Origin of the sequence: Sorangium sp. So ce204 (genome assembly GCF_051526795.1) — a bacterium.
Classification (GTDB): domain Bacteria; phylum Myxococcota_A; class Polyangia; order Polyangiales; family Polyangiaceae; genus Sorangium; species Sorangium cellulosum_B.
Genome location: NZ_CP150317.1, coordinates 3,075,527 through 3,099,262, shown reverse-complemented (window position 1 = coordinate 3,099,262; position 23,736 = coordinate 3,075,527). Strand labels below are relative to the sequence as shown.

The window sequence follows — 23,736 nt, the reverse complement described above, 5'->3', positions numbered from 1 at the left end:
CAGCCGTGAACGTGAGCAACCCGTTGCGCAATTGAGCAACTCATGAGCTCAGCGCCCCCCACGACTGGCGCTCTCCAGCGCGCGCGCGCCGGCACATGCGTTGCAGCCCTGGCCACGATGCTCTGGCCCTACAGGAAGCAGCAGCTCGCCATCGCCGGCGCTGCCCTCGCCGTCCCGCTCGCCGGCGCGCTCGCCCTGGCCGGCCTGCGCGCGCCGGACGTCGCAGCCCTCCAGCCGCATCTCGGCGCCTTCCGCGCAGCGGCCCTGCCGGCCACCCCGGCCGTCACCGGAGCTCGCCGGGACACCGCCTTAAAGGCGCCGCCCGCTCACCGCGGCTTCGTCGGCGTCCTCCTCTCGCATCGATCGGTCAACCTCGCCGCGCGCAACGACGGACGCCTCCGCGCCGTGCACGTGCGCCTCGGCGATCGGGTCGCCGCCGGCGATCTCCTCGCGACCCTCGATCTCCAGACCCTCCGCTCCGACACCGCCGTCGCCACAGCGGCCCTCCGGGGCGCGGAGGTGGCGCTCGACCGAGCCGGGGAGGAGCTCGCCGAGGCCGAGGAGCGCCACCGGAGAAAGCAGGCGCTCGCCGCGGAGGGGCTCGCCTCGGGCGAGGACCTGTCGGCCTCGGAGCACCAGACCGCGGTGGCGAGGCTCCAGGTCGACGCCGCCGCCGCAGAGCTCCGCGAGAAGCGCGCGCGCGTCGGCCAGCTCCGCGGCGTGGAGGCAGACACGGAGATCCGCGCCCCCTTCGCCGGCCGGGTCGTGGCCCGCTACGCCGAGCCGGGCGAGAGCGTCAGCACGACGCTGCCCATCCTGCGGCTCATCAGCGACGACGGGCTGCTCGTCCGCTTCGCCGTCCCCGAGGAGCACCGGGCCGAGGTGGACGAGGGCGCCAGCGTCCGCGTCCGCGCGGGCGGCCTCGAGCTCCGCGGCACCGTCGAGACGATGGCTCCGGAGATCGACGCCGTGTCGCGGGCCCTCGTGGTCGAGGCGCGCATCGAGCCCGGCGACGCGCCGCGCGAGCCGCTCGTGGCCGGCGAGATGGCGCGCGTCTTTCCGGCAGAGGGCGCGCCGTGAGCCGCGCCGCCAGGATCTTCCGCCCCGAGGCGCTCGAGTTCTCCGCGGCCGGCAGGAGCGCCGAGGGCGAGGTGCTCGCCCTCGCCTCCCCCTGGACCGGCTGGGCGTACTGGCTCGTGCTGCTCGCCTTCGCCGCCGCGCTCCTGCTCTGCGCCGCCGCCCAGGTCCACCAGATCGCGAGCGGGCCCGCCGTCGTCCAGATCGCCGGCCGGAGCGACGTGACCGCCGCCGTGGCCGGCTCGGTGAGCGCGATCGAGGTCCGCGCCGGGCAGCGCGTCGAGGCAGGGCAGCCGCTCGTCCGCCTCGAGGCCGCGCGCGAGTCGGCCGAGCTCGACCGCCTCCAGCGCGAGCTCGACGTCCAGCTCGTCAAGCTGCTCCGCGAGCCGGCCGACCAGGCCGCGCGACAGGCGCTCGCGTCGCTGCGCGCGGAGCGAGAGCTCGCCGCCGTGAAGCTCGAGGAGAAGACGATCCGCGCGCCGCACGCAGGGCGCGCCGGCGATCTCCGCATCCGCAGCGGCCAGCGCCTCGAGGCGGGAGACGTGGCGCTCACGCTGCTCGGGGATGACGCGCGCGGCTCGGTCGTGGCCATGCTGCCGGGCCAGTACCGCCCGCAGCTCCGCCCGGGGATGCCGCTCCGCTTCGAGGTGACCGGGTACAGCTACGCCTACCTCGATCTCGAGATCGCGTCCGTGGGCACCGAGCTCATCGGCCCGGGTGAGGTGCGCCGGTCGCTGCGCCAGCCCATCGCCGACACGGTGAAGACCGACGGCCCCGTCGTGCTCGTCGAGGCGCGCCTCCCGTCCGGCAGCTTCCGTGTGGACCAGCGGTCGCTCGACTTCTATCCAGGGATGAGCGGCGTCGCCGAGGCGAAGGTGCGCTCCGAGAGCCTCCTCATCGCGCTGATCCCCGGGCTCCGCCTGGTCGACGGAGGCCGCCGATGACCGCTGCCGGCGACACCGGCGGGCTCGCGGCCCGGCTGCCGGCCTTCAAGCGGCTCCGGATGACCGCGCGACCCAGGCGGATCCCGTTCGTGCAGCAGCTGACCGACACCGAGTGCGGTGTGGCCTGCCTCGCGATGGTGCTCGCCTATCTCGGAAAGAGCGTGGGCCGCGAGGAGGTGCGCGCGGTGCTCGCGGCCGGGCGCGACGGGACGAGCGCGCGGAAGATCGTCCAGGCCGCTCAGCACTTCGGGCTCCGCGCCCGCGCGGTGAAGCTGAAGCTCGAGGCGCTCGCGCACCTCGCCCCGGGGGCGATCCTGCACTGGGACTTCAACCACTTCGTCGTGTTCGAGCGGCTCGGCGGGCGCGGCGTGGACATCGTGGATCCCGCGGTGGGCGGCCGCCGGGTGCCGCTCGAGGAGGCGAGCCGGCTCTTCACCGGCGTCGCGCTCGTCTTCGAGCCTTCGGAGCGGTTCGAGCCGCGCGCCGCGGCGAAGGGCCGTCGCCCGGTCCACCAGGTGCTCCTCGCCTCCGGCAGCTGGGCGCGCATCTTCACCACCTCCTTTTTCCTCCAGCTGCTCGCGCTCGCCTTTCCCCTGCTCACCGGCGCCGTCGTCGACCGCGTCGTGCCCCGGGCCGATCGCCACCTGCTGCTCGTCGTATCCGTCGGGCTGGCCTCGATCGTCTGCTTTCATTTCCTCGCGTCGATGGTCCGCTCGCACCTGCTCCTGAAGCTCCGCGCGATCTTCGACGCGAGGATGACCGCGAGCTTCCTCGACCACCTCATCTCGCTCTCCTACGCCTTCTTTCAGCGGAGATCTGCGGGCGATCTCATGATGCGGTTGAACAGCAACACGACCATCCGCGAGATCCTCACCGCCGGCGTCCTCTCGGCGCTGCTCGATGGAGCGATGGTCCTCCTGTACCTCTTCCTCTTGCTCCTGGTGAGCGCCACGCTGGGCGCCGTCGTGATCGCGCTCGGCGCGCTCCAGATCGCGGCCGTGCTGCTGGTGCGCCCGAAGCAGAAGGAGATCAACGCCGCCTTGCTCACGAAGCAGGCGCGCCTCCAGGGCTATCAGATCGAGATGCTCGCGGGGATGGAGACGCTCAAGGGCATGGGATGCGAGCAGCGGGCCGAGGTCCACTGGTCGGACCTCTTCGTCGAGGTCCTCAACACCTCGTTGCGGAGCGGCCGGCTCAGCGCGCTGTCCGAGTCGGTGAGCGCCACGGTGAGCATGGGCGCGCCGCTCATCGTCCTCTTGATCGGCGCCAGCCAGGTCCTGAGCGGCGCGCTCTCGCTCGGATCGATGCTGGCCCTCAACACCTTCGCCGTCGGCCTGCTCAACCCGCTGTCGAGCCTCGTCGCCACCGCCGCACAGCTCCAGCTCCTGGATGGCTACGCTGAGCGCATCGACGAGGTGATCCGGGCGCCGGTCGAGCAGGAGCCGACCGCCGCGCGCGCGCCACACCAGCTCCGCGGCGCCATCGAGCTCGATCGGGTGTCGTTCCGCTACGGGCCGCTCGAGCCGCTCGTCGTCGACGACGTCTCGGTGCGCGTGGCCCCCGGCCAGCTCGTCGCCATCGTGGGGCGCTCCGGGTCGGGCAAATCGACGCTGGCGAGCCTCCTCCTGGGCCTCTACGCGCCCTCCTCGGGCCGGGTCCTCTACGACGGCGCCAACCTGCGCGAGCTCGAGCTGCGCTCGGTCCGGCGGCAGCTCGGCATCGTCTCCCAGCGCCCTTATCTGTTCGGCACCTCGATCAGGGACAACATCGCCTTCTCCGATCCGGACCTGCCCTTCGAGGCGGTCCAGCGCGCGGCGGAGCGGGCGCAGATCCACGACGAGATCGCGAAGATGCCGATGGGTTACGAGACGCTCCTGCTCGACGGGGGCGGGTCGCTCTCCGGCGGCCAGCGGCAGCGCGTCGCGCTCGCCCGCGCGCTCGTCCGCGAGCCGGCCATCCTGCTGCTCGACGAGGCCACGAGCGCCCTCGACGCGATCACCGAGCGCAAGGTGCAAGAGCAGCTCGCGAGCCTCCGCTGCACGCGCGTCGTCATCGCCCATCGGCTGAGCACGATCCGGGACGCGGACGTCATCCTGGTCATGGACCAGGGCAGGCTCGTCGAGCGGGGGACCCACGCCGAGCTGCTCGTGCAGCAGGGCCTGTATGCGGAGCTCATCGCGGGCCAGCTCGCCGCGCACGAAGAGGTCATCTGAGCCGCCCGGCCTGCCCAGGGCGCGCACGAGAATATAGCGTCGTCTTTCCAGGAGGACCGGATCGCATAGAAGAATGTCATGCCCGCTCGACTCGACCCGGAGGCTGAACGACTGAAGTTTCCTGACATCCACAAAAGCGATTGAACCTCCTGCCCGCCCAGACGGCCACGAGCCCCCTGCCGCGCGCCGCATGATTGACGGCCTCTGGCGGGAGCGCCAATGAATGTACAAGCCTGGCGCCGGTCGCCTCCGTCGAGGGCACGAATGCGTCTCTCCTTCGACGGGTCGCTCGCGCTGGACACATCGGCTTCAGCCGCAGCAGGGCCGACATCCTCGAGCGCATCGATTACGTCAATCAGCCGAATCAGCGCAGGCGCAGCTGCACCCCCAGCATGCCCGTGAAGCCGCCCTTCGGCAGCGCCGCCTCGGGCTTCGGGTGGGCGCGGAGATCGGTCTGGTGGATCCGCACGAACGCCTCGGCGCTCCCGAGGAGGGCAACGCTGCCCTCGGCCGGCCATACGAGGTCGATCGCCGTGCGCGTCCCGAGCGTCCACCCGTGCCCTGTCTCTTCGGGCTTCTTCGGGTCGCCCGGGGAGGCCATCACCCAGTCGGCGGCGGCCTCGATCCTCGCCCGGACGAGCGCGTCGAGCGGCGCGATGGGCGCGGCGATGCCGCCGCCGCCCCCGAGCGCGAGCCACTGGACGGACAGCCCCGGGGCCGGCTCGCGCAGGGCCGTGGCATAGGACGCCGAGAGGGTCCCGAAGAACCCCGAGCGCCGGTCGAGCGCCGTGGCCATGACCCAGGCGCCGGCGCGGGCGGGGCCCGCGGCGCCGGCGGGGCCGCGATCGAGCCCGTTGCCGACGAGCCCGCCGGCGGCGAGGAACCAGCCCAGCAGGCGCGGCGGCGGCGCGGCGGCCGCCGGCTCGATGCCGGCCGCGGCCGCCGCCGCGCCGGTCGGCTCGGGCGGCGCCGGGGCGCCGGCGCGCTCGGACGCCAGGGCCGCGACCAGGAGGCCCGCGGTGCGGTAGCGGTCGGGCAGCGGATCCTCCTCGCGGAACTCGATCTCGCGCGACGACAGCGTGCCTTCCGGGGCGCCGACGGAGGCGACGTCGACCCGCAGGCGGCGGTGGTCCGGGCCGTCCAGCCAGACGACGGCGAGCGCGCGGACCGGGGTCCCGGCGCGCTTCGGGTCGCCGAGCGCGCACCCGCCGCCGCCGGCGGCGCGGGAGCACGCCTCGACGAGGAGCGCCGGGAGCTCGCCATGCACGGCAGGGCCCGACGCGATGTCGACGACGATCGGGGCCGGCACGAGGATCTACCTGGGGCCGACGCTACCGAGCGGGAGGGGCGAAGGCAAGCCGGAGGCGGCCGCCGCCGGGGTGACCGACCCCACGTCGACGCGCAGATCGAGGACGATCCGGCGATCGTCGCGGGTTTGCTCGAGCGCAGCCAGGTTGTCCGTGGTCACCGGGTACGATAGGTTCAGCTCATGGCCACCGCCTCCCTCCGGCTGCGCTGAGCAGGACAGCGCGTCCCACGCCGCGCCCCGCGCGTTCCGCGCAGGCGCGCTGGTCTGCCGCGCTGTCGACCCGTCCCTGAACCCTTGTCGGAGGTCGGGGGCGTGATGCGCGCGCAGACGCGGGGGGGACGCCATCCGGTAGCCCTCGCCGGCATCTGCTCCTGCTCAGCGCTCGACGACCTCCTCGGACGTGTTCGCCGGAGGTCGTGTCATGCCTGCATCGAAGCGCTCGAACCGCGCGTGCCGCAATTCCCCTGTTCACGAGGCGATCGTCATCGCCGTTCAGCTCCCGGAGGCCGCAGAGGCCGAACTTCATCGATCGCTCGCCGAGCTCAAGCAGCTGCTGCTCGGCCTCGACATCACCGCCGTCGCGGAGGTCGTCCAGAAGAGGAGCGTGCGCTCGTCCCCCGCGTATCTCGGCGAGGGGAAGCTCCGCGAGCTCGCCGCCCTCACAGGCGGCACAGGCGAGGTGCCGAGGGGACCGGACGCGCGCCGGGCCGACCGCGCGGCGTCCGAGCCGGCGGAGCGCCTCGTCGTCGTCGCCGACGACGAGCTCAGCCCCGGCCAGCTGCGGAACCTGCGGGCGGCGCTCGGCGTCGACGTGCTGGATCGGACCGCCGTCATCCTGCGCGTGTTCGAGTCGAGGGCCCGCACCCGCGAGGCGAGGCTCGAGATCGAGCTCGCCCGGATCGAGTACGAGCTCCCGCGGATCCGCGACGATCACACGCTCGGCGATCGCGAGGGCGGCGGCGGCCGCGCCTCCCGCGGCCACACGAACGTCGAGCTCGCCAAGCAGCGCGCCCGGGACCGGATGGCCGCGGTGCGGAGGGAGCTCGATCAGCTCAAGGAGAGCGCCGAGCAGCGCCGCCTCGCCCGCGCAGACAGCTTCCGGGTGGCGCTCGTCGGCTACACCAACGCGGGCAAATCGTCGATCATGCGCCAGCTGACGGGCAGCGACGTCCTCGTCGAGGACAGGCCCTTCGCGACCCTCGGGACGACGGTGCGCCAGCTCTCGCCGCCGGCGACGCCGGCCGTGCTCGTCGCCGACACGGTCGGGTTCATCCACCGGCTGCCCCATGCGCTGGTCGCGTCGTTCCACTCCACGCTCTCCGAGGCGCGAGAAGCGTGGCTCCTGCTCCACGTGGTCGACGCCGCCGATCCAGCGTTCCGCTCGCAGATCCGCGTGACGGAGCAGGTCCTCGCGGACATCGGCGCCGCGGAGACGCCGGCGCTGCTCCTGCTCAACAAGGCGGACCGCCTGGGTCGCGAGGAGCGCGACGCGCTCGCCCGCGAGCACCCGGGCGCGCTCCTGATGAGCGCCCTCGATCGCCGGGACGGCGACGCGCTCCGGGCGCGGATCGAGGCCTTCTTCGCCCAGCACCTCGTCGAGCAGACCGTATCGATTCCCTACGATCGTCACGGTGTGCTCGCCGAGCTGCGCGATCGGCTCCAGGTGGTCCGGGAGGAGTACGGCGACGAGGTCTCCGTCACGGTCCGCGGCACCCCGGAGGCGCTCGGCAAGCTCGCGGCGCGGCTCTCCGGCGGAGGATAGCGCAACCCCGCTCGTCCCGATGAACAGGAGTCCACACCCGCTGCCGGGTCCTCGGAGGACGATTGGGTCGAGACGTTTCCCGAGGGAATTCGAGGCGAGCGGCAGCCGGGTCAGTCGTCAGGGGCAGGCCATCTTCTTGGGCCAGCAGAAGTCGCCGCAATGACAGTCTTTCGATGCCGGGCAGGGGCCGCAGCTCTTGATGTCGAGCGGAACACACTTCCCAGGCTGCCAGCCCTCAGGGTGAAACTGGCAGTATTCGTTGCTCTGACACTGACAGCTGCCATAACACGTGACCCATTCAGGCGGCGGACCAAAGTCGACGTTGAGACAAATTCCTTCGCTACAGTACCATCCGAGCGGGCAATCACAGTCCACCGAACAGCTGGTATGCGCCTGAGCGCTCTCGCCGAGACCCTCGTCGCTGCTGTTCGGGTCGATGCTCACCATACAGCTGGCCGACAGAGCGATCACGATGACGGCGCTCATTCTTCGAAGCATGTTGCGCATGCACACTCCTCTCGGCGTGAGAAGACACTACGCCGCGTGCTGGGGGTCAAGTAGTTTGGCCCCTCACGGGCAGGAAATCCAAACGCGATCCGACCGTCGAGCTCCTCGTAGCGGCCATCCCACCTGCCGTACAGCCACGCTGCACGCGCTGGTGAACATAGAGCACCAAGCACGATCCGCTGAACCACCTATAAATCCAATGGATCCAGTTGTTTGGATCGACCATGCAATCTTTCTACACCACGCTGGCGCAGCAGCGTAACCTGCTGCGCATGACCTTCGACCGCGCATACTGGGAACAGCTCTGGACAAAGACGCTGCGCGAGCACCCGGACAAGGTCGCGCAGCGTCCGCCGAACGCGCACCTGATCGCCGAGGTCGCCGCCCTTCGTCCGGGGCGTGCGCTCGACGCGGGCTGCGGTCATGGAGCGGAGACACTGTGGCTCGCCGCACACGGATGGGAAGTCACGGCGGTCGATTTCTCGGCGAGCGCGCTCGCTCATGGTCAGTCGACGGCCGAGGCGTTGGGAGCGGACATCGCAGAGCGCATCGCGTGGATCGAGGGCGATCTGGCCGTGTGGACGCCGCCGCGCGACCACTTCGACCTGGTGGTGTGCCTCTATGTTCATGTCGCGGGATCGGTGGAAGAAATGGTGAGGCGCATGGCGAGCGGGGTCGCGCCGGGCGGCGCGTTGTTCATGGTCGGCCATCGTCCGATCGATCCCGCGACGGGAAAGCCGACGGCGGCGGCGAGTCAGGTGCAAGTCTCCGTCGAGAGCGCGGCCGCCGGGCTCGATCCGAACGGGTGGGAGCGCGTGGTGGCCGAGGAGCGGCCGCGCGCGGTCGCTGGGACGGGCGTCGATGCCGTGATCCTCGCGAGGCGCGTGGCGTGAGCCCACGGGTTGTGACGTGAGCCCGCGGGCGCACGCCTCGCGGAGCATCGCCGAGCCCCGGAACGCCATGCGATAATCCCGGGCCATGCTCGCGCGCCTCCGGGGTTGAACGCCGTGACCGACAGCCACTCCTTCTACCACGCAATCCAGCCGCCGGAGCCGCTGCGCCCGTTCATCCGCAGCCTCTGGATCTACGACAGCTACCGTCCAGCGCACCTCGTCGATCGGGTGCTGCCCACCGGGACGCTCGAGATCGTCATCCCCCTCGGCGGCAAGCGGCTCTCCTGGACAGAGCCGACCGGCCGCGACGGGACATGCCGCACCGCCCTCGTCTCCGGCCCGCGCCAGTCCGCGTTCGACGTGCCCACGGCTCCTCAGGCGCGGCTCGTGGGGGCGCACTTTCACCCCGGCGGCGCGTGGCCGCTCTTCGGCCTCCCGATGGACGCCCTCACCGACCAGCACCACCCGCTCGACGATCTGCTCGGCGCATCCGCGCGCGATTTCGTGGAGCGCATCGACGGCGCGGCGACGAACATGGAACGGCTGGCGACGCTGAGCGCGTATTTCCTCGATCGCGCCCGGGCGCGCCGCGCGTCGCACGCCGCCGTGCTCGCGACGGTCCGGCGCGCGGCGCGCGGCTCCACCGAGGGCGCGATCGCCGCGGAGGTCGCGGCCTCGGGGCTGAGCCACCGCAGGTTCATCGAGCTGTTCCGTCGCGAGGTCGGCCTGACGCCGCGTGACTTCCTGCGCGTCCAGCGGTTCCAGCGGGCGCTCGACATCGCCGCGCGGAGCGGGCGAGCCGGGGCCGATCTCGCCTACGAAGCAGGGTACTCCGACCAGTCGCACTGGATCCTCGAGTGCCGGAAGCACTCGGGCCTGACGCCGCGCGAGCTCCTCGCCAGGCAGCGGGGCGCGCGCCCCATCCCGCCGGCCGAGAGGGGTCAAATGCTTCCTATTCGCTGACCTGGCGCGCGATCCAGGCTGCGCGCATGCACATCATCTTCGGTTCCAGCGGCGTCGTGGGGAGCGCGGTCCTGGCGGAGCTTCACCGCAAAGGGCTGCCCGCGCGCGGCGTCTATCGTTCGAGGAGGCCGGCCCACCACGCCGGCGAGGTCGCGCGCGTCGATCTCGAGACCGGCGACGGCCTCGACGCGAGCCTCCGCGGGGCGACGACGGTCTTCCTCGCGACAGGAGACATGCTCGATCAGGTCACCGCCGAGCTCCGCGTGGTCGAAGCGGCACGGCGCGCCGGAGCCCACCGGCTCGTCAAGCTCTCGATCATGAGCGCGGAGAGCGAAGCGTTCTTCTATGCGCGCGTCCATCGCGCGATCGAGCGCGAGGTCGAGGCCTCCGGGATCGCTTACACGCTCCTCCGGCCAGGCGGCTTCATGCAGAACTTCATCAACTACCACGGTCACGCGATCCGGACGGAGGGTGTCCTCCGCCTGCCGTGCGAGGACTTCGAGGAGAACGTCATCGACGCGCGCGACATGGCCCGCGTGGCGGCCGAGTGCCTGTCATCGGACCGCTTCGAGGGCGAGGCGCTGACGCTTTGCGGGCCGGAGCCGCTCTCGTACGCGTCGATGGTCGCCGAGATCTCCGGGGCGACCGGCCGGAAGGTCACCTTCGCGTCGATCTCGGCGGAGGCGTTCCGCGCGGCGATGCTGCCGTATGCGGTATCCCAGGAGCACGTCGACGGGATCACGGCGATGCTCCGCTTCCATCAGGAAGGTCGGGGGCCGAAGACGAGCGACGCGGTGCTCGACGTGACCGGCGCTCGGCCGCGCTCCTTCGCGGAGTTTGCGCGCGAGCACGCGTCGAGCTGGCTCCCGTAGGGCTGCGGCGAGCTTCCCGGGCGAGGTCGTCAGGGGCGGGCGCCCTCGCCTTCTGGTCGGTCCCAGCGACGTGTCGGCGACACCTGTGGTGCCCTCGACAGCCGCCAACGCTATCCTGCGGGCATGTCCGGAGCCGCTTCCGCCCGTCGCCTCGCCATCGCGGACGATCTGTTGGCCATCCCCGAGCGCGAGCGTTTCCACGAGGTCATCGGTGGCGAGCTCGTTCGCAAGGCCATGTCCCCGAAGAAATCCACAGCAGGGAAGACAACCCACAAGGGCGTGAGGGGCGCAAGAGGAAGTCAAAAACCATCGCGCCTCTGGTCCCTTGCGCCCCTTGCGCCCTTGCGGTTGAATCTTGACGTGATCGATCCTCTGGGATCGGTCTCGCGGTCCGCGCAACAGCCACGGTGGCTACCGATAGGCCGACCTCGTGGCGAATACGGGCGCGCGGCCTCCGCCCACGTCAGTCGCCGGCGAGCTCGAACGCGCCTTCGCACACCGCATCGATCGAGAGGGTAGCGCCGTTCGCCAGCGTCAGTGTGTCGCCGGCCTCCAGCACCCGGTAGCGCCAGGAGCCATCCGCCTCGCGACGATAGTGCTCGACCCGCGCAGACGTCTGCGAAACGAGAACGTAGTCGGTCAGCGAGGCGAGGCGCTGGTACGCCGCCCACTTCTTGCCGCGGTCGTGGGGCTCGGTGCTCTGCGAGAGGACCTCGACAAGGATGCACGGGTTCGTGAGGACATCGCTCGTGCCAGGTTCCGTGTCCACGGGGCCGCACACAACGACCGAGTCCGCATGGACGTAGCGCTGCCCTTGCTCGGCCGAGATCCGCTGATCGGACGTCAGCACATGGCACCCCTTGCCGCGAACGGCCGCTCGAAGCTCCGCGATCATGGCGCCTGACAGCAAGTTATGCCGAGGGCTGCCACCCGCCATCGCGAACACCTCGCCGAGATGGTACTCGTGCTTCGCAGGCTGGCTCCGCTCCCACGCCAGGTACTCCGCGGCGCTCATGTTCCGCATCGCGGCGGGATCACCCATGGCGCCGAGCCTAGCGCGACCCCGCATGGGGAACCAGCCCCGGGGAGGCTCCCATCACCCTGGGTCGCTGAGCTCATCGGCTCGGGCGAGGACGCGCGCGATGGCTGCGCTCGCCCTGGTCACGAGAGCACGGTGCGTGGGCAGGGAGGACCGATGTCGGGATCGCCCCGCCCTACGGGACCACCTCGATCCACTCCGACGCTCGCACGGTGGTGTCGGACTTCGGATCCATCCAGAGGAGGCTCGCTCCGAGGACACCGGTCCGGCGGTTCCGGGCGAAGGTCACGGGCGGCGCCGGGCCTGCGTCGAATTCTCGCAGCCGCTCGAGCGCCGCGATCAGCCCCTCCCGCGTCGCGTGGGCGCCGGCGCGCTTCAGCGCCTCGATCGCGATCTGCGCCGCGACGTAGGCGCTCGCCTGGACCCCGAGCGGCCCCGGCGCCACGCCCGCCCGGCGCAGGAAGGCCCGCAGCGCGTCCTCCGAGGCCCGCTCCCGCTCGCCCAGGGAACCTGGGTGCAGGAACAGCACGCGGCCCGCGAGGTCGCGGGACAGCGCCCCGGCGTGGCCGGCGATCGAGCCCGCCGAGGCGTAGATCGGCACGGCCGATCCGGCGGCGTCCAGCGCGGCCCGAGCGCTCGCGAGCTCCGCGCCGGGGCCCCAGAAGAGCACCGCCTTCGCTCCATGCGCACGCGCCGCATCGGCGACGTCGCGCGGCGAGAGGCGGCCTGGCTCGAAGGGCAGCGTCGAGAGCGGCGGGAGCTCGCGATGGGCGGCCTCCTCGCGCGCGCCCGAGGCCCAGGCCTCGCCAGCGCGGTCGCGCGTGTGCACGACCAGCGCGGCCGCAGCCGCGTTCACCGGAGCACCGGCGAGGTGCTTGACCGCCACGCGGGCCAGCACGTCGGGCCCCGGCAGCACCTGGAACACCATGTCGTCGGCCCCTGCCGCGACATCCCGCGCGCGGCCAGGGGCGCCGCCGGCCAACCCGGGTGCGCCCGCCACCGGGGCGCCGCCGGCCAACCCGGGTGCGCCTGCCCCGCTGGCCAACCCGGGTGCGCCTGCCCCGCTGGCCAACCCGGGTGCGCCCCTCAGCGCCAAGGGCCCCACGAGCGGCGCCCGCTCCTCCGAGAGGCGCGCCCGCAGCGCCGGATCCCCGTCGAAGGCGCTCCCCACCAGCGCCAGCACGCCCCGGTCCAGGAGGCGCGCCGTCGCCCCGGCCTCACCCGACGGCCCGGCGCTGTCCTCCACGCGCAGCTCGAGCCGCCGCCGGTAGATGCCGCCCTGCGCGTTCACCTCGGCGAACGCCGCCCTCAGCACGTCGCGCGCGGCCGCGCCCACCGGCGCATCCGGCCCGGTCAGCGGCAGCGCGGCGCCCAGCGCCACCGAGCCCGCGGTGACGCCAGGGTCCAGATCCCGGCCGACGCAGCCCAAATATTCAACAAGATCCGATAGATCCGCCTCTGCCAGGTGGTACCGCGGCATCACCGGGCTCAGCCGCTGCCCCGCGGGCCCTCGCCCCTCGCCGATCGCCGTCGCCAGGGCGGCGGCGGTCATCGTCCCGTCGCCTGTCCCCCTGCCCTGCCCTGCTCCCCCACCCCGCTCGCCGCTGGCCGCCAGGCGCCGCTCGGCCGCGAGCGGCGGTGCCGTGACGCCCCCCTCGGTCGTCCCCTCCCCGCTGGGGCCGTGGCAGCCCGCGCAGGCGGCCTCACGGCCGGAGAGCGCCGCGGCGCCGCCGGCGATCGCGCCCTCGATGGCCCGGCCGTCCTCGGTCGCGCCGCGCTGGTAGATGCGCTTGCCGCGCCGGGCAGCCGGCGAGAGCTCCTCGCACGACGCCGCCTCGCCCGCCGCAGGCGCGTGCGCCCGGGGCGCTCGCTCATCACGGCCGAGCGCCCACGCCGCGGCCGCGCAGATCCCCACCGCCGGCACCGCAGCCAGGAGGCGGAGCCGCGCCCTGCCAGGACGACGTGCCCCCGGCCTAGCCACCATCCACGCTCCGCGCCGCTGCCCCTTGCGGCGGTAGGAACGCCCGGACCTCGTCCGCGAGGCGCCCCGGCGGCGCGATGCCCTCGACCCGTGTCCAGCGGCCCTCCGCCTCGCGTCCGATGAGCGTGATCGGCGCGTGCCGCTCCTTGATCGGCGCGCGCCCCCCGAGCGCGTCCAGCACCCGGTTCACGCGCTCGCGCCGCCCCGTCAGGAAGGACCAGCCCTTCCGCCGGCCGAACTTCTCGGCGTAGGCGTTCAGCCGCTCCGGCGTGTCCATCGCGGGGTCCAGCGAGATCGAGACGAGCCGCACCTCCCGGTCCAGCGCGCCGCCGAGCTCGGCCTGGAGCCGGCCGAAGATGGCCGTCATCGGCGAGCAGATCGTCGTGCAGGTCGTGAAGATGAAATTGACGGCGAGCACCCGGTCCCTGGCGAGCTCGCGCAGGCGGACGGGGCGGCCGTCCTGATCCACGAGCTCCTCGTCCAGCACCTCGACGCCCGTCGCCGGCGAGGCGCGCACCTCCGCCGCGCCGTCCGCGGAGAGCCCAGGTGGCCCCGCGGCAGCGGCGACGTCCGGAGGGCGCCCAGGCGGCCCCGCGGGAGCGGGGGCGGCGTGCTCGCCAAGAGTCTCGCTCCCGCCCCCGCGGCCGCACGAGGCCGCGGCGAGCGCGCCGGCCAGGACCAGCGCTTTCGATGCACCGAGCAACAGGAAACGCATGTCGGCCTCACCGTGGGTCGTTGAGGTGCTGGACGGCGCGCGCGAGCGCCTCGGGCTCCTCGGTGGCGAACGCTTTCAGCCACATGCCCGTCGACGTGTCGCCGACGAGCAGCGTCATCGTGTGCTCGTCGGGCCGCTTCACCTGGCCGCCGAGGCGCTTCAGCACCGTGGCGACGTTCTCGGGCGTGCCGGTCAGGAAGTACCAGCCCTCGCCCGCCTTGAACTTCGCGGCGTACTCCTTCAGCGCGGCCGGCGTGTCGTTCTCCGGGTCGACCGTGATCGTCAGCATCGTCACCGCCTGCCCGCGCGCCCGCAGCAGCGCCTGCACGCGCGCGAGGTTCGCCGTCATCGTGGGGCAGACGCCCTTGCACGAGGTGAAGGCGAAGTTGATGAGCACCTTCCGGCCCCGCAGCAGCCCGTCGTAGAAGCGGTGCGCGCGGCCGTGCTGGTCGACGAGCTCGGTGTTGGTGAAGTACCGCGCCGCGGCGGCGTCGTCCTCCCGGGAGACGCCGCCGATCTTCATCCGCTCGACGCGCGGCGCCTTGCCCTCCGCGGGCGTGAAGCGCGCGGCCGAGGAGATCGCGAGCGCGAGGGCCGCCGCGGCGAGGGCCGCCCCGGGCCTCATCGCGCACCTCCGCCCTGCGCGCCGGCGCCGCGCGCGGAGACCCGCAGCGGGACGAACGGGAGCGCGCCGACAGGCGCCCCGCGCCCAGGGACGGCGGCGAGGAAGCGGTACTGGCCCGGCGCGGGCGGGGTGAACGCGACGGAGAACGTGCCGTCCCCCTCGGCCCGCGGCGCGCCGCGGAAGCGGTACCCGGCCGGGAACCGGACGACCATCACCTCGATGTCCTCTGCGTCGAGCGCGTCGAGCGGAGGACCCCCTTCGCCGGCGGTCGCGCGGAAGCGCAGCGTCGCGGGCTCGCCCGCCGCGAGCCGCAGATCGGGCTCGAAGAGCGGCGCGATCGCGATGTCCTTCACGGGATCGCCCCCGCAGCCGGACGCGTCTGCCTCGCCGTCGCCCGGGGCGCAGCGCGCGGGCGCCACGGTGGCCTCGAGGCACACCCCCGTCCGCGGGCGGTCGAGGAGGAGCTCGACGTCGTAGAGCCCCCCCTCGCCGAGGCGCACCGTTGTCGCGTACACGCCCGGACGCACCTCCTTGAGCGACCTGTCCTCGACGAGGATCGATCGCGGCTCGCGGCCGTAGCTCGGCAAGGTGCCGATCGGGGCCATCATGCCCTCCACGTAGACGTAGAGCGCTTTGTCGGCCGGGCTCGCGACGAGGGCGCCGTTGCCCTCGGGCAGGGGCGCGATGGGCGTGGCGAGCGCGGCCGGCCCTGGCGGCGCCGCGGCGGCGAGAGGCGGGCCCTGGCCGACAGCGATGTCGACGAGGGGCGGGGCCGCCGGGCCGCCGAGGGCCGACCGGTCGACGAGCGAGACCCGCGCGGCGCCCCGGTTGCGGATGTAGGCGAAGGACCCGGTGAAGGTGACCGCGTCCGGCGCGGCCAGCCCGGTGAGCGTGTGCGCCACCGCGCCCGTCGCGCCGTCAAGAACGGCGACCTCGTTCGCGGACGGGTTCAGCGCGAACGAGAACCGCCCGCGCGGGTCGAACTGGAGCGCGCCGAGCCCGGCCTTCAGGGCGACGCGCCCGGCGACGGCGCGGCGCGCGACGTCGAGGATCACGACCTCGCCGCGCGCGGCGTTCGCCGCGTGGACCACGCCCGCTTCATCGCTCGCCGCGATGGAGACGACCCCCTCGCCCACCGCGATCTCGCCGAGCGGCTCGAGCGTCTCGCCGTCCACCACGGCCACCGACTCGCCCTGCTGGCTCGTGATCCACGCGGCGCGGCCGCCGCCGGTGAAGGCGATCTCGTGGTGGCCCGGGCCCACCGGGAGCGTCTTCAGCACGTCCGTCGAGCGGGCGTCGATGACGCTCACCGTCCCATCGCCGTCGTTGCCCACCCAGACCGTACGCCCGTCGGGGGCGACAACGACGCGCGACGGATCCTGGCCGACGGGGACGTTCGTCCGGACGAGCCCCCGCCGCGTGTCGACAGCGGCGAGGCCGTGCCCGCCCCGGAGCGTGACGTAGAGGCTCTCCCGGTCGGGGTGCATCACGAACGAGACGCCGCGGCCCGCGAGGCTGACAACGCTCCGGAGCTGCGTCCTGGCGAGGGCGACCTGCGGGTTGATGGCCGAGAGGGTGTTGTCCTGGTTCAGCGTCCAGAGGAGGTAGGCGTTCATGTCGACCTCGGGGCGCACGGACAGGAGGCCCGCCATGAAGCTCTTGATCTTCCCCCGGCACGCCGCCTCGTCCGGCACTGCGTCGACCGCGCCGCTGGCGAGGCTCGCCGCGGGCGCGCCGCTGGCGAGGCTTGCCGCTGGCGCGCCGCTGGCGAGGCTCGCCGCGGGCGCGCCGCCGGAGAAGCGCGCCGCGGCGGCGCCGTCCGCCCCGGCGCGGCGCGACATCCAGCCGAGGGGCGTGAGGCCACGGACCGGCGCGCCCGTGGACGCGTCGGTGATGGTGAACTCGGCCACGACGTCGGAGCCCGCCACCGCCGCGGCCGGCGCCGCCCCGAGGCCGGGCCCCCCGCCCTGCTGGCCGCGATCCAGCGGCCGCAGGGCGAACGCGATGGAGAGCCCATCGCGCTCGACCCGGCTCTCCTGCAGGGGAGCCGCCGGCTCCTCGGGCTGCGCCGGCGGCGCGAGCTGCGCCGGCTGCGCCGGCCGCTCGGCCCCCGGGTCCTGCGAGGCAGGGAGCGCCTCTCTCCGGCCGCAACCGAGCGCCGTCGAGGCGCCGAGCCAGGCCAGCGAGAGCCAGAGTCCGCGCGCGCCCATCGAGGCGCCGTCCACCGAGATCCGTCGCATCACAGGCCCCTCCTCCCGCTCACGGCTTGACCCGCCAGATGCCCCAGAGCCCGCCGGTGAGCATGGCGTTCGACTGGTCCATGTAGAGGCGATCGCCGGGGACATCGAACATGCCGCCCGACCTGAAATAGGGAGTCACCGTCCACGCGGTCATGGGGCCGATGCCGCCGTGCGCGCTCACGGCGAAGCTCTTGTTGTTACGGCCCTGGTACCGGGATCCCGAGCCTTGCGCCCACGGGTTGTACGCCCACTCCGTGTTCGAGAGCCCGAACGAGTGCTGGCGCCGGTGCCCCGAGGCCTGCAGCACCCGGAAGCGCACGCGGTCATAACGCCCCGCCGTGAAGATCGGCGTCGCCGGATCGCCGCGCCCCGCCGAGCTGAAGACGCCGCTGACGTCGAGGCCCGGGCGGGCGCCGAGCGGCGCGTCCGGCCCCACGCCGAGCCGCGCCCAGATGGGCTCGGCGCGGTAGTTGAACGCCTTGTGGCCCGTGAAGTCGGGATCGGGAGGGCCAGCGACGTTCGCGAGGGTGGCGCCGCAGCCCAGGGCCGGGTTGAGGCAACGGAAAGCCTCCTGATCCGACTGCAAAGGCACCTCGTCCTGGTAGAGGAGCACGAACTCGCGGAACCAGATCTCGGAGCCGTTCTCGTCCCGGTACTTCACCTGGGCCGCCGCGCGGGAGTCCCGGCTCGGGTACCAGACGGCGCCCTCCGGCTCGACGATCAGCGCGCCGATCCCCCCGTGCATCGGGTGGTTCACCACGTCCGCCATGTCCTTGAGGTTCACGGCGCCGAGCTCGATGGGCTGCCAGCGGACGTCTCCCCGCGCCGTCACGGAGATGTCGCCGGCATACCAGGTGTACGTCCGCTGCTTCCCGCGCTCGACCGTCTGATCGGGGTTTTCGCCCACGTTCGCGCCGTCGCTCGCCGTGACGTCATACGCCACGAGCTGCGGGTGCAGCGAGACGCGGTTCGACGGCTTCACCTGGTTGACGTTGAACCCGTCGACGATGGGAGCGTTGTAGTTCCAGTGAGGCGACTTCGGCGGATCCTCGGGCAGGTCGTTGACGAGCGTGACCTCGACGCACTCGCCGGCCGCCGCGCGCAGGACGAGCGGCTCGGGCGGGCGCGCGCCCGAGCGCAGGGCGGCCAGATCCTCCTCGAGGACGAACAGGATGGCGTTGGGATCGTGGAGCCCGTACGTCGGGTTGTACGTGAGGCGATCGCCCGGCAGGTTGCCCTGCGCGGTGATCGCGTGGACGACATACGCCCTCTTCTGCGCCTCCGGCGGGCACACCTCGACCTCCCGGCGCCTGCCCCTCGGCAGCGACGCGCCCGAGAGCGGCAGGAGATCCGCCTGCCGCTCGCCGTGGACGCGCAGGATGCCCCACCGCCCCTCCCAGAGATCGTCCGTCGGCGCGCCCGCATAGAGGTAGTCCGCGCCGCCCGCCGCGTTCTTCCGGAAGAGGGGCGCCGCGTCGAGCGCGAGGTCCGCCTGCTCCGAGACGCCGATGGCCTGCCCGTTGGCGTAGCCGCTGTCGGGATCGGTCGGCTCGTTCAGCCACTTCTTCCCGTGCACGGTGAACACGTGCTGCTCCGCCTGCGCGCCCTGGGTGAGGCGGATCAGCGTGCGATCGCCGTCGTACGCGCGGAGCAGCGGCGTCGCGGGATCGCCGTGGACGCGCGAGCTGAAGACGTTGTGCATGGCGCCGGCGTCGCCGCTCTTCTGGACGACCGCGCGCGTGCTGCAGTTGCGCTCGGCGATCCGGAGCGGGATCGGCTCGTTCCGGTAATTGATGAGCCCGACGCCCGAGTCACGCCACGAGATCGCGTCCGGGGTGGAGGGCCCATGGGTGATGGCCACCGGCAGCGGCGCCGGCGCCTGCGACGACGGGTTCACCGGCCGGCCGCACTCGTCGTAGACGGGGCCGTAATCGGCGATGCTCAGGTTGAACTCGCGGAACGGGCTCCGGGGGTCGCCCGGGGGAAACAGGATGTCGGCGCGGTAGCTCGTCGGCCCGCCGTCGCTGCGATCGCCGAAGAGCGCTCCGGTCTCCGGATCGCGCCAGATCGAGCCGGCCGGCTCGACGACGAGCCCGCCGTAGAGCCCGTGGTGCTGGTGCGACGAGGCCGAGAAGTGATCGTGGGTGAAGGCCGTGCTCAGCGCGCGGTCCTGGCCGGCCTCGCTCAGGATCGGATCGGCATACCAGCGCTGTGTCGTGGTCTGCGCCCCGAGCGACGGGCTTGCCATGCGCGGGTGGCGCGTCGGGTCGTCGAGCCGCACGCGCGCCCCGGGCTCGCCGCTCCTGACGCCGGCGGCGAGGGCCCCGCCGAGCGCGTTGGCCGCCTGGATGCGCGCCACCACCTCCTCCATCGCGAGGGCCCCGTCCTCGTAGTTGAAGCCGTTCGCCCCACCGTCCGAGGAGGTGACGTCGAACTTCACGAGGTGGATGTGCTGGCCGATGACGTCGGTGGGCGTGAAGACCTGGAAGTCGTCCGCCGCGAGCGCCGCCGGGATGAGGTTCGTCGCGTGGAACACCACGCACTCGCCGGATTGCGCGCGGATGAACAGCGGCTCCGGCGCCCTCGTGCCGTCGAGGGTGGCCTCGACGTCCTTCTCGAGGACGATCATGCGCGCCTGCGCGTCATGCCAGCCGGCCCGGTTCACGGGGGCGTTGGTCTGGACGTAGGCCGCGCGGTAGGTGCGCACCGGCGCGTCCGGCGGGCACGGGTCCGCGAAGGGGGCGCCCGCGGCCGGCGGCTGGCCGTTCACGAGGAAGAGCGCCGGCTTGCCGGCCGCCGTGAAGGCGGGGTAGCCCTTGACGGGGAAGCCGTAGCGCTCCGGCGCCAGCACGGCGCCCGGGAACTCGCCCGCGTGGAAGTTGGCGGCCGCCACCTCCGACGGGGTGCCGTCCTTCGGCAAGAGCTGCACGTCGGCCCTGGAGAGCTGCACGTCGAAGAGGCCGCGGCCGCCGGCCACCGCGCCTCCCGGCGGGACGTTCGCGATGTAGTGGCGCGGGAGCCCGCCGTCGTGCTCCATGTCGCGGGGCGGCTGCGACGGCCGGTGCCCGGCGACCGCGGCGACGTAGAACGGATAACCCGGCATGGGGTCGCGCTCCACGGTCTTGCCGTCGGCCATCCTGACCGACGTCCGCTCGTAGGTCGGCATCGGCGCCAGCGCGACGCCGGGGATCGGCACGACCGCGGGCGTGGGCGTCCCCGCCGCGAGCTCGCCGTCCGGGAGCGAGCGGTCCGGCGTGCCCGCCTCGAAGACGTCGTGAGTGCGCCAGAGCCCCCACATGCCCTGCGCGAAATGGGCATACAGGTGGCAGTGGAGGATGGCGTCTCCCACGGTGAGGTTGCGGTTGCCGCCTCCGCCATAGGTGATGTCGTACGTGTAGGCGGCCCTCGGGCCGATGGTCTGCGAGTCGATGTACGCGCTCTTCTCGTTGCCCGGCGACCGCAGCCACTGGTGGCCGTGGAGGTGGAAGACGTGCGTCTCGCTGGGGCCGGCGTGGAGGTTCCTGATACGGACGGGATCCCCGAGGTAACCGTGGGATACGTTCGAGGGGTCGTCCGGATAGAGGGCCTCTGTCGCGTTGCCGGCGTCGTCCCGATCGATGTTCAGCGCCGGATCCCCGTTGACCCACGAGCTCAGGAAGAACTCCTCGAACTTGCACTCCTCGCAGCGCTTGCTCGGGCCGATCTTCTGCTTGTTGGCGAAGACGGCGCTGCCCAGGCTGGCGGCGCCGTAGTTGATGCCGAAGCCGGTGCGCACGCCGTTGTAGCGCGGGTCCGCCTGGTACTCCGCGATGGGCTGCACGACGCTCAGGATGTCGTGGAAGAGCACCGTGAACTCGCGGAAATAGCCCATGTTCTCGGAGGCCGGGGAGCCGACCTCCGTCTCGTCGAAGCCCGCGATGATGGCGTTGACGTCGCCGTGCACGATCTCGCCGGCGTCGTCGATCATCTTCAGGATCGGCTGACCGGACGCGTCGGCCGCGTTGTAGTCGATGCGCGGCGTGCCGTCGGGGTTCGAGGGGCTCAGGGAGGCGGCCGAGAGCTCGGCGGCCGTCACCTGCGAGCGGTACGCGACAGCGCCCGGCGGCTCGACGGTGACGGCGCCGTACAGCGTCTGGGAGACCCGCCGCCCGGGCCCGGGCTCCGAGCCGACCATGGCGCCGCCGCTGTGCATGAGGAACGTGCCCTCGCGGCCGGCGAAGAGCTCGTACCTGCGCGTCTCGCCCGGCGCGGCCAGCGAGCTCTCGTTGTTCCCGACGTCGCCTGCGAGCGCGTCGATGTTCCGGATCTGGAGCCCGACCACCTGGATCGAGGCGTCGCGGGTCGACGTGGAGGTGCTCGGCAGCGCGCCTGTCGCGGGCGTGAGCCAGTTGGTGAACGAGATGGAGAGCCTGTCGCCGGCGTTGACCCGCAGGACGAGGGGCCTCGGGCGCTTGCCCGGCCGCAGCGTCGCGTTGCCAGGACCGATGGGCCTCGACGGATCGGCGGCCACCACGTCCCGGCGGAGCGCGTACACCATGCCCCCGGGGTTGAACGCGCCGAGGCGATCGTAGACGAACATCTGATCTATGGCCACGACGTCCGCGAACACCGTCCTTCCAGACGCGGATGCATGGAAGTCGTAGCGCACCTCATCCTGGCTCTCCAGGACGCTCTCCTCCTCCGGAGGAGGCCCTTCGGAGCCCGAGCACCCAAGGACAGCCACACTCACCATGGCCCATCCGGACCGCCAGCGAAGCCTCATCAGCACGGGGATCTCCTTGCTCCTTTGGAGCCGAGCAGGAGCGCTCGCGTCGAACGCTTTTTGTATGAACGCCAGGCACGAGCACGCCGACGGATGCGCGCAACGCAATGCGCGGCCACCCGCCGACCGAAGCCTGGCAGTTGTAATAAAACTCTGTCTCCCAGCCCCCAGCTGGTCAAGAATCTTCGCGTTCAGGCCCCCGCCGAGCCGCGAGAACAGGCGCTGTTCCGAACAGACATGCGCGGGACACGCGCTGTCCCCGCGGCGGGCGGAGCTCGCCCCAGAGCGGCGGTTTCAGGCGTCAGAAGCCGACGCAGACGGGCTCGTCGATGCGCAGCACGGATTCCTGGTTGAAGCGAGCCTTGTATTCCTTGCGGATCGCGTCGATGGCGTCCGAGGCGACCTGGCCGCCGTCGTGGAGGAGCATGATCAGCCGGCTGTCCTCGCGGATCAGCTTCCCCGTCGTCGCGAGGTACTGGCCGTCGACATCGAACTGGGTGAGCCCGTCCTTGAAGCGCGGGGTGATCGCCGTGTCGACGAACTGCTGCCACTCCGCCTGCGTCACGGGGGGCAGCTCGAACCGGTCCAGGCCGAAGAAGAGCTCGGTGCGCGTCATCGGATCGCCGCGCCCGCAGGCGGCGCCGGCCGGGCCGGGCGAGGGGTGCGCGGCGTCCTTCGGGGTGCCGTGGCACGCAGTGGTCGCGAGGGGCGTCGCGAGGGGCGTCACGAGGAGCACGGCGAGCAAGGCACGCGGGAGCGTTCGGCTGCGCATGGCGGCGGTCTCCGGGGTGAGGGCGTTCGGGCGCGAGGCGCGCGCCACCGTACCACGGCCCCACGCCGAGGGCGGGCGGACCCGGCAAGCCGGTCCGGCGCGGTCCGACGTCGCGCCGCGGAGGCCGGCCGGAGGCCCTAGGCGATGTTGTACGCGAGCAGCGCGATCCCCGCCGCGATGAGGACGATGCCGCCGATCTGCAGCGCCGTCAGCGTCTCGTGCAGGAAGTAGACGGAGAAGACCGAGATGAGCAGAAAGCCGCCCGACGTCATGATCGGATAGGCGATCGACAGGTTGATGCGCTTGAGCGCCAGGACGTAGAACAGGATGTTCGACGCGAAGAGCACGAGCCCCAGCACGAGGTGGTAGTTCTTGACGAGCGCGAGGCCCTTCTCGACGAGGGACAACCCCTCCATCGAGGTGACGCGCCGCGACGCCAGCTTCATCAGGATGTTCGCTGTCGCGTTGAAGACGAGGGCGATGATGAGGAAGAGGTAACCTTGAGCCATGGCTGACGTGCGGCGAGCGCGCTCCCCGGGGAGCTCGCCGTGCCCGGGAGGGCACCGGCGCGGCGCGCAGCAGTAGCAGATCCGGGAGGATGGCGGGAACGACAAAGGGCGGGGCGAGGCCCTCGCGGCGCGGCCCCTCGGCGCCTCAGGCGGGCGGGGCGCCGCTCTCGTCGCCGAGGAAGCCCATCACGGTGGCCACGTCGTACGCGTTCTCCCAGTGCTCCGTGATCAGGCCCCCGCGGAAGCGCCAGACCCCGCAGAACGGCATCGCCAGGCTCGCGCCGCCGAGGTGGGCGCGCAGCACGCCGAACGCGGCGCCGAAGTGATCGTTGGCGAAGATGTGCTGCACGTCCATCCGCAGCGTGCCGCCGGTCATGCGGATCAGCTCGCGCTCGTGGGTGGCGGCGGCCGCCTTGCCGACGACGCGGCCGGCGGCCCTGTCGCGGCAGAGCTCCCGGTGCGCTGTGTGCAGGACCATGTCGTCGGCGACGAACTCCCCGATGCGCGACAGATCGGCGTAGAGGGTGCGCAGCTTCTGGACGTTCGGGTGGGC

The 23,736-nt window shown here is 72.5% G+C and carries 19 protein-coding genes; 7 read left to right on the top strand and 12 right to left on the bottom strand.

Annotated elements, in window-relative coordinates:
• Positions 1 to 42 precede the first annotated feature (42 nt).
• From WMF22_RS11805 to WMF22_RS11795, 3 genes are read left to right on the top strand one after another with little or no spacing between them, the layout of a single operon-like run.
• Positions 43 to 1,080 (top strand): efflux RND transporter periplasmic adaptor subunit, encoded by a 1,038-nt coding sequence (locus WMF22_RS11805; RefSeq protein ID WP_438035811.1) that lies wholly within the window; start codon positions 43 to 45, stop codon positions 1,078 to 1,080.
• A complete protein-coding gene (locus tag WMF22_RS11800; RefSeq protein ID WP_437299198.1) occupies positions 1,077 to 2,021 on the top strand; it encodes an efflux RND transporter periplasmic adaptor subunit in 945 nt (314 codons plus the stop codon). The genes WMF22_RS11805 and WMF22_RS11800 overlap by 4 nt, the downstream gene beginning before the upstream one ends.
• Entirely contained in the window at positions 2,018 to 4,234 is a 2,217-nt protein-coding gene (locus WMF22_RS11795) for a peptidase domain-containing ABC transporter (RefSeq protein WP_438035810.1), read from the top strand. Before WMF22_RS11800 ends, WMF22_RS11795 begins: the two co-directional genes overlap by 4 nt.
• A gap of 364 nt (positions 4,235 to 4,598) precedes the next feature.
• Here the strand turns inward: WMF22_RS11795 and WMF22_RS11790 are convergent, their stop codons facing one another.
• Positions 4,599 to 5,543 carry a hypothetical protein gene (locus tag WMF22_RS11790; RefSeq protein ID WP_438035809.1) on the bottom strand — a complete coding sequence of 315 codons (945 nt, stop codon included), beginning with the start codon at positions 5,541 to 5,543 and terminating at the stop codon, positions 4,599 to 4,601.
• A 6-nt stretch (positions 5,544 to 5,549) separates the two neighbouring features.
• On the bottom strand, positions 5,550 to 5,888 hold the full coding sequence (locus WMF22_RS11785; protein ID WP_438035808.1) for a hypothetical protein: 339 nt from the start codon (positions 5,886 to 5,888) through the stop codon (positions 5,550 to 5,552).
• 76 nt (positions 5,889 to 5,964) lie between these two features.
• Between WMF22_RS11785 and hflX the strand changes: the two genes are divergently transcribed.
• Entirely contained in the window at positions 5,965 to 7,305 is a 1,341-nt protein-coding gene (gene hflX / locus WMF22_RS11780) for a GTPase HflX (RefSeq protein ID WP_438035807.1), read from the top strand.
• A 117-nt stretch (positions 7,306 to 7,422) separates the two neighbouring features.
• Here the strand turns inward: hflX and WMF22_RS11775 are convergent, their stop codons facing one another.
• Positions 7,423 to 7,812 (bottom strand): hypothetical protein, encoded by a 390-nt coding sequence (locus WMF22_RS11775; protein WP_438035806.1) that lies wholly within the window; start codon positions 7,810 to 7,812, stop codon positions 7,423 to 7,425.
• 224 nt (positions 7,813 to 8,036) lie between these two features.
• On the opposite strand from WMF22_RS11775, the gene WMF22_RS11770 reads away from it, so the two are divergent.
• The 3 genes from WMF22_RS11770 to WMF22_RS11760 all read left to right on the top strand — a co-directional run bounded on the left by WMF22_RS11770 (position 8,037) and on the right by WMF22_RS11760 (position 10,540).
• The gene (locus tag WMF22_RS11770; RefSeq protein ID WP_438035805.1) at positions 8,037 to 8,705 is read left to right on the top strand and encodes a class I SAM-dependent methyltransferase; all 669 of its coding nucleotides are present in this window, start codon (positions 8,037 to 8,039) and stop codon (positions 8,703 to 8,705) included.
• A 114-nt stretch (positions 8,706 to 8,819) separates the two neighbouring features.
• Complete coding sequence (locus WMF22_RS11765; protein ID WP_438035804.1) at positions 8,820 to 9,668, top strand: AraC family transcriptional regulator; 849 nt, start codon at positions 8,820 to 8,822, stop codon at positions 9,666 to 9,668.
• A 26-nt stretch (positions 9,669 to 9,694) separates the two neighbouring features.
• Positions 9,695 to 10,540, top strand: coding sequence for an NmrA family NAD(P)-binding protein (locus WMF22_RS11760; RefSeq protein ID WP_438035803.1), 846 nt, complete (start codon positions 9,695 to 9,697; stop codon positions 10,538 to 10,540).
• 463 nt (positions 10,541 to 11,003) lie between these two features.
• Here WMF22_RS11760 and WMF22_RS11755 read toward each other — a convergent pair whose 3' ends face one another.
• From WMF22_RS11755 to WMF22_RS11715, 9 genes are all read right to left on the bottom strand, one after another.
• Entirely contained in the window at positions 11,004 to 11,582 is a 579-nt protein-coding gene (locus WMF22_RS11755) for a Uma2 family endonuclease (protein WP_438035802.1), read from the bottom strand.
• 172 nt (positions 11,583 to 11,754) lie between these two features.
• A complete protein-coding gene (locus tag WMF22_RS11750; protein ID WP_438035801.1) occupies positions 11,755 to 13,563 on the bottom strand; it encodes an ABC transporter substrate-binding protein in 1,809 nt (602 codons plus the stop codon).
• Positions 13,553 to 14,275 (bottom strand): SCO family protein, encoded by a 723-nt coding sequence (locus WMF22_RS11745; RefSeq protein WP_438035800.1) that lies wholly within the window; start codon positions 14,273 to 14,275, stop codon positions 13,553 to 13,555. Before WMF22_RS11745 ends, WMF22_RS11750 begins: the two co-directional genes overlap by 11 nt.
• A gap of 7 nt (positions 14,276 to 14,282) precedes the next feature.
• Positions 14,283 to 14,900: an SCO family protein gene (locus WMF22_RS11740; protein WP_437717017.1), complete on the bottom strand. Its 618-nt coding sequence runs from the start codon at positions 14,898 to 14,900 to the stop codon at positions 14,283 to 14,285.
• Entirely contained in the window at positions 14,897 to 17,140 is a 2,244-nt protein-coding gene (locus tag WMF22_RS11735; protein WP_438035799.1) for a YncE family protein, read from the bottom strand. Before WMF22_RS11735 ends, WMF22_RS11740 begins: the two co-directional genes overlap by 4 nt.
• A gap of 19 nt (positions 17,141 to 17,159) precedes the next feature.
• Positions 17,160 to 21,872: a copper oxidase gene (locus WMF22_RS11730; protein ID WP_438035798.1), complete on the bottom strand. Its 4,713-nt coding sequence runs from the start codon at positions 21,870 to 21,872 to the stop codon at positions 17,160 to 17,162.
• Between the two features lie 331 nt (positions 21,873 to 22,203).
• Entirely contained in the window at positions 22,204 to 22,674 is a 471-nt protein-coding gene (locus WMF22_RS11725) for a DUF3574 domain-containing protein (RefSeq protein WP_437299185.1), read from the bottom strand.
• Positions 22,675 to 22,811: 137 nt separating this feature from the next.
• Positions 22,812 to 23,183 carry a DMT family transporter gene (locus tag WMF22_RS11720; protein ID WP_437299184.1) on the bottom strand — a complete coding sequence of 124 codons (372 nt, stop codon included), beginning with the start codon at positions 23,181 to 23,183 and terminating at the stop codon, positions 22,812 to 22,814.
• Positions 23,184 to 23,328: 145 nt separating this feature from the next.
• On the bottom strand, positions 23,329 to 23,715 hold the full coding sequence (locus tag WMF22_RS11715) for a nuclear transport factor 2 family protein (RefSeq protein WP_437301553.1): 387 nt from the start codon (positions 23,713 to 23,715) through the stop codon (positions 23,329 to 23,331).
• Positions 23,716 to 23,736: the final 21 nt, after the last annotated feature.